6 protein-coding genes are annotated in these 5,908 nt (G+C 60.7%); all 6 read right to left on the reverse strand.

The window, feature by feature from the left end:
* Nucleotides 1–683: TetR/AcrR family transcriptional regulator (locus ACJMNC_RS17960; protein WP_408949319.1), on the reverse strand; the 683-nt coding region annotated here is incomplete at its 3' end.
* Nucleotides 684–759: 76 nt separating this feature from the next.
* On the reverse strand, nt 760–1,677 hold the full coding sequence (locus tag ACJMNC_RS17965; protein ID WP_408949327.1) for an alpha/beta fold hydrolase: 918 nt from the start codon (nt 1,675–1,677) through the stop codon (nt 760–762).
* Nucleotides 1,678–1,681: 4 nt separating this feature from the next.
* Nucleotides 1,682–2,752, reverse strand: a complete 1,071-nt coding sequence (locus tag ACJMNC_RS17970) for a 2Fe-2S iron-sulfur cluster-binding protein (RefSeq protein WP_408949320.1) — start codon at nt 2,750–2,752, stop codon at nt 1,682–1,684.
* The gene (locus ACJMNC_RS17975; RefSeq protein WP_408949321.1) at nt 2,749–3,618 is read right to left on the reverse strand and encodes an SDR family NAD(P)-dependent oxidoreductase; all 870 of its coding nucleotides are present in this window, start codon (nt 3,616–3,618) and stop codon (nt 2,749–2,751) included. Before ACJMNC_RS17975 ends, ACJMNC_RS17970 begins: the two co-directional genes overlap by 4 nt.
* Nucleotides 3,619–3,659: 41 nt before the next feature.
* Nucleotides 3,660–5,183, reverse strand: coding sequence for a flavin-containing monooxygenase (locus tag ACJMNC_RS17980; RefSeq protein ID WP_408949322.1), 1,524 nt, complete (start codon nt 5,181–5,183; stop codon nt 3,660–3,662).
* A 155-nt stretch (nt 5,184–5,338) separates the two neighbouring features.
* Nucleotides 5,339–5,908: diiron oxygenase (locus tag ACJMNC_RS17985; protein WP_408949323.1), on the reverse strand; the 570-nt coding region annotated here is incomplete at its 5' end.

The following is a 5,908-nucleotide window of genomic DNA, read 5'->3' on the forward strand; positions in this document are numbered from 1 at the left end:
ATGGTCGCGCCCGCGCCATCGATGCTTCCCCACGTCGTTTCCAACAGGTGTGCGGCGAAGAACTTGTCGTCCACCCCTTGCTCACGACCGCCGTCGGTCCACCACTGCGTCGCAGATAGACCAGAACCCAGAATGGACGCCACGGCCATGGGAATAATCGAGGTATCTGCATGAATACGCTGCAGAGATTCAGTAAACCGACCGGCGATGACCTCCATCACCGACCTCAATTGCTCCGCAACTCCGCCGCTTCCCGATCCGGAGTACTCAAACAAATGATTCGCCATGAGAAATCTGACGACCACGGGATGTTGCCCGACGAGCGCGACGTACGACTGGATAGACGAGCGAACCATGTCGTCGACCGAAGCATGTTCTTGCTCGGCAAAAATTGTGACTTGCGCCGACTCCCACATCAACGCCCCGAGCTTCGCCGCCACCGCCCCGTTCAAGCCCGCTTTGTCGCCGAAATAGCGGTACAGCTTCGGTTTAGATACCTCGGCCTCCGCAGCGATGTCGTCCATGCTGACGCCTACGCCACAGCGTTCGATGGCCCGTATGGCCGCCTCGACCAGCTGTGCGCGTACCGCGACCCGATGTTCATCCCACCGCGTGCTACGGGCATCACGCACCCGACGCTGTACCTGAGATGGTGCGGAGGAAACGCGACGGACGACTGACATTGTGGAAGAAATGATACCGGAAGGGCCCTCCCCCCGCAATCATCAGCTATGTGCGTCCGGTCATAGGCATCAAGAGTTAGCCTTTCTCCGTGGCTGCGTCCAATCGCGCCACCGCTTCGTTGAAATCGTTCGGTGCCTCCATGTTGATCATGTGACCGATCTGCGGCAACACCACGAAATCGTGCAACCGACCGCGCTGCTGCAGGCGTTCGGCGAGACCAATGGAATGAACCTCGGGTGTCAACTTGTCGGCAGAGCCCACGATCACTGTCGTCGGAACCGCAAGTGAGTCGACTCCTTTGCTGACGTCGATGGAGGCCAGGACCTTGCCCCACATTCCCCGCACCACAGGGGGGCAACGCAGCACTATGTCGGAACACTCCGCTACAACGTCGGCCGACGCGTGCGGGCCCATCGTCCCGTATTTCACCAAACGTCGGTTGAAACCAGTGTCAAGCATCTCCGGTCCCGCGATGGCGAGCCCGGCTGCGAAGGCTCGCTCCAATAAGGCGCGGAGTCGACGTGGCGACCTAATTAACGTCGATCTACTTACCAACTGGGAGGGTCCAGTGCTCGCCAAGACGGCACCGCGGGCTAGGAGGGGCACCGACTCCGGGTGCTCGGCAGCCCAACCCATGACCGACATCCCGCCCATACTGTGACCGGACACCAACGCCTTACGACCCGACGTGACGACCGCGCGCAAGACCGCCTCGAGATCGTCGCCGAGCAACGACGAAGAGAAGGGGGCGCGACCCCGGTCACTCCAGCCATGTCCTCGTTGGTCATATACCACCACACGGTGTGTGTTGGCGAAGTGTTCGATCTGAGGTCTCCAGAACCGACCCTGGCAAGCCCACCCGTGGCTGAACACCAACAGCGGCGCATCATCACCCAGCCCGTACTCCTCAACGAACAGCCTTGTGCCGTCACTAGAGAGAACCTCCCGCGACCGCGGCGACAACAGGCCAGCTCCCGAAGAGTCAGAGGTCATCGAGTCAGAGGTCATCGAAGCTCACCGTCACAGCGTCGGTAAGCGGAAGTGCCTGGCACGCGAGTCGCTCACCGTCCTCAATGTCATCGTCGACGAGGATGTTGTTTTGCACCATGTCGACATCACCCTCGATGAGCTTGCAGACACACGCGCTGCATGCGCCCTCTCGACACGAGTACGGGGCGTTGTGCCCTCGTGAGAGCAGCACATCGAGCAGCGGCGTGTTACGTGGCCACTCCGTGGTGATGCACTCTCCGTTGAGGTAAACCGTGGCGGTAGCTACACCCTCATCGTCACTGAGTCGACGCAGTGTGGCGGTGTCGAACGGGTCACCCGCCAGCGACTGGAACACCTCCCGATGTACATCCGAATGGTCCACTCCACACGCGGTGGCAGACCTTTCCACCAGATCCATGAAGGGGGAAGGGCCGCAGGTGAAGATCACCGATCCCTTGTGATCACGAATCATCTTCTCGACAGCCTCGGATGTGGGGATCCCGTTCTCCGACTCAAGCCAGTCGACCAAAGTGAACCGCTCGGGGAATTCGGATCTGATCTGCTGAAGCTGGCGCTCGTACATGATCGAATCGGCGTCACGGTTCGCGTAGAACAGGACGACTTCCCCACTGCCCGACACCAGTGCCGACTTCACCAGCGACAGGATCGGCGTGATGCCGCTTCCGCCGGCGAAGAAAAGCATGTCGACGTCGAGGCTCTTAGCGGTAAACTTTCCCGACGGCGTCAGTACGGTCATTTCCATGCCGACGGAGACGTTGTCGCACAACCAGTTTGACGCGTATCCCCCAGCGGTGCGCTTCACCCCGATCTCGAGGCGGAAGTCATCGACATGAGGTGAACTGCTCAGCGAATAGCATCGTGCGACGTGGCCCGTCTGGTCGGACGGGATCTTCAGCGTAATGAACTGCCCGGGTAGATGCTTGAAATCGTCGACGATCTCGTCAGGCACTTCGAAGGCGATGCTCACCGAGTCCTTGGTCTCTTGCACGACCTCCGACACGGTCAGCGTCCGCGATCGCGCGGTGGTGCCCGGCCGATTCTCCTGCTCGACGGTCATTTGATGATCCCCCGCTTGCGAGCGAAGGCGTAGCCCGCGCGGGTGATAGGCGCAGCCATGTCCTGGTAGCGCGGACCCACAACGCGTGCGACAAAGTCGAAGCCCCGTGCATCTGCGCCGATCAGCACTCGGGGCTTCTTCTTGTCCATTCCCTTGAGGATGGTGGACGCCGCTTTCTCCGGGGTGGTCCTGGCGATGCTGTTGAACATCGAGGCAATGGTGGCGGTATCTGCCCCCATATCGGATACACCCCGAGCGTTGTGGACGATATTTGTCTTGACGCCGCCGGGGTGAACGCACGTCACCGTGACCGGATGCCGACTGATTTTCATCTCTTGGCGAAGCGCTTCGGTGAAGCCACGCACAGCGAACTTCGCGGCGTTGTAAGCACTTTGACTGGGGATCCCGACCAGACCGAAGACGCTGGAGGTATTCACCAGATGACCATCACCGGAGGCGATCAGATAAGGCAGGAACGCCTTCGTCCCGTTGACGACACCACCGAAGTTGATACCCATCAGCCAGTCGAAGTCCTCCCAGGACATGTCGACAACGTCGGCGCCGAGGGCGACGCCGGCATTGTTGAACACCATGTTGACGCGCCCGAAAGATGACTGGACGCTGTCTGCGTAATCCTGGACCGCGGCACGATCTGCCACGTCCAACACGGCGGTCTCGACCGTCGCCCCATGCGCGGTACGGCACATGTCCGCCGTCTCCTTGAGATACATCTCGTCGACGTCGGACAAGGCAAGGCTGGCCCCGCGTCCGGCCAATTGGAGGGCAAGGGACCGGCCGATCCCTGAGGCGGCTCCTGTGACGACTGCGACCGGGGTCGCGTAATTGCCTGCTGTCGAACTACTCACTGTCGGATACTCACTTCTCGATGACCTACGGCTTGGGATTATCAGGCGATTTCGTACTCGGCGGGCTCGAAGTCCTTCGTCGCTCGCCAGTACTGCCAGGTGAATCCGGGCCACACCGTACGGTTGACACCCTGCGAGTCCAGATACCAGCTCGTACATCCGCCGTTGGTCCATACCCCCTTGGCGAGCTTGCGCTGGATGTTCTTGTTGAAGTGTTCTTGAATCTCGGGCCGCACATCTACACGCTGCGCTCCGCGACTGTCGACGGCGTCGATGGCCTTCATGATGTACTTGATCTGCTGCTCGATCATGAATACGACAGAGTTGTGTCCAAGACCTGTGTTGGGTCCGAGCAGGAAGAACAGGTTCGGGAAGCCCTCGGTGGTGATGCCGAGGTGGGTGTTGATGCCCGTCTGGTGCCAGTGCGACGGCAAGTCTTCGCCCCGCGCGCCTTTGAGGGCGAGTTGATCGAATCCGTCTGTGACATGGAACCCTGTGGCGTAGATGATCACATCTACAGGATGTGACACGCCGTCAGCGGTGACGATCGAATCCGCGGTGACCTTTTCGATCCGATCGCTGATCACTGTCGTGTTGGGCGCGGCGAGTGCAGGGTAATAGTCGTTCGATCCCAGGATGCGCTTACATCCGATGCGGTAGGACGGCATCAGCTTCTGGCGTAGCTCGGGGTCGGTGATGGAACGTTCGATGTTCCATTTCGCCACCTTTTCGATTGGTCGCATAAGGTTGGAGTGGCCGTTGAGCCCGAAGGCCAGGCTCTCTGCGCCCCAGTAGACCGACCACCGAGCGAGGCGGCGAGTAATCGGGATCTTGCTGAGCAGGGTACGAAGTGGTCCCGGCACCGTGAAGTTCTTGCGCGGAAGTACCCAAGCCGGGGTGCGCTGGAACACCGTGAGTGTGCCGGCCTCCTTCTGCACGAATGGCACGAACTGAATCGCGCTGGCACCGGTGCCAATGACGGCCACCCGCTTGCCTTGGAGGTCCACCGTGTGGTCCCACTTTGCCGAATGGAACGCCTGGCCGGCGAATTCGTCGATTCCGGGGATGTTCGGATAGTTCGGGATGTGCAGAGCGCCGACACCGGACACGACGTACTGCGCGATGTACTCCCGGCCCGACTCGGTACGCAGGTGCCACCGAGATTCGGACTCACTCCAGTATCCGGAGACCAACTTCTGCCCAAAATGGATCTTCTGAGTGACACCACGCTTGTCGGAGATCTCTTTCAAGTACTGCTCGATTTCGGGCTGTGAGGACCACACCTTCGACCAGCTACCGCGGCTCTCGAACGAGTAGGAGTACATCAGTGACGGTACGTCACACGCGCATCCCGGATAGGTGTTGTCGCGCCACGTCCCACCGACGGAGTCGGCCTTTTCCAGCACGATGAAATCGTTATTCCCGCGTCGGCGGAGCTGCACGGCCATACCGAGGCCGGAGAAGCCGCTGCCGATGATGAGCACCTTGGTAGTGATGGGTTCGGTCGGTCCCGGGTCTGTCGCCGTGGCGGCGCGCGGCGCGCGCTTGGTGTTGGAAGACGGCATTGAGTGAAGGTCTCCTGATCAAAGAGTAGAGCGAACGGACCTGCTCGGCGCGGGACGCGTGGCAGGCAGATGTGAGGCATCCGTCTGAGCCCAGAGAGATCCGGGCGTAGGGTCGAGAGACGGATTAGCGGCCGCGTGGACTCGGCCGGGTGTGGTTAGCGCAGGTCGTCGGGGAGGCTGCGCGTTGCGCGCCACATCGCCATTGTGAATTTCCCCTCCATCATCCCGGCCTCGTGGAAGAACCGGATCATCGGCTCGGACATGAACTGCAAGTTGACGCGATAGTTCGGGCTCGTCTGCTGCGCCCACAGCCCGCGCAGACGGTTGATTCCGACAGCGGGGTACACCTTCGGATTGATGAGCAACGGGTACGCAAAGTTCGCAATGACCGCCAGCGTGCCTCGATGCCAAGCGCGCGAGATGCGTCCGCGACGCTGCATCCCCTCCACCATTTCCAGCCGCGCGAACGTGATGTGGCGGGCCTCTTCGAGAACGTGGATCTTCATGAGCTGGCGCAGATGCGGCTGCATTTTCGGGTCATTCATCGCCTCACGCTGAGCGCGGTCGAGGATCTCTTCGATGAGCAATGTCGCGCCGGATACAGACGGGCCGAGAGGCACAAAGTGCAGAATCTTCGCGAAGCCCAAGAACCCCTTCGGCAACTTGTACGGTGCCAGGCCCGTCTTGTTGATCAACCGGGCAAACATCGTCGAGTGACGTGCCTC

Origin of the sequence: Gordonia sp. VNK21 (assembly GCF_046098115.1) — a bacterium.
Taxonomy (GTDB): domain Bacteria; phylum Actinomycetota; class Actinomycetes; order Mycobacteriales; family Mycobacteriaceae; genus Gordonia.

What these genes read in the sequence shown, in the direction of transcription:
- ACJMNC_RS17970 (WP_408949320.1), bottom strand. Translation starts at nt 2,752, where the DNA reads ATGACCGTCGAGCAGGAGAATCGGCCGGGCACCACCGCGCGATCGCGG.
- ACJMNC_RS17980 (WP_408949322.1), bottom strand. Translation starts at nt 5,183, where the DNA reads ATGCCGTCTTCCAACACCAAGCGCGCGCCGCGCGCCGCCACGGCGACA.
- ACJMNC_RS17965 (WP_408949327.1), bottom strand. Translation starts at nt 1,677, where the DNA reads ATGACCTCTGACTCTTCGGGAGCTGGCCTGTTGTCGCCGCGGTCGCGG.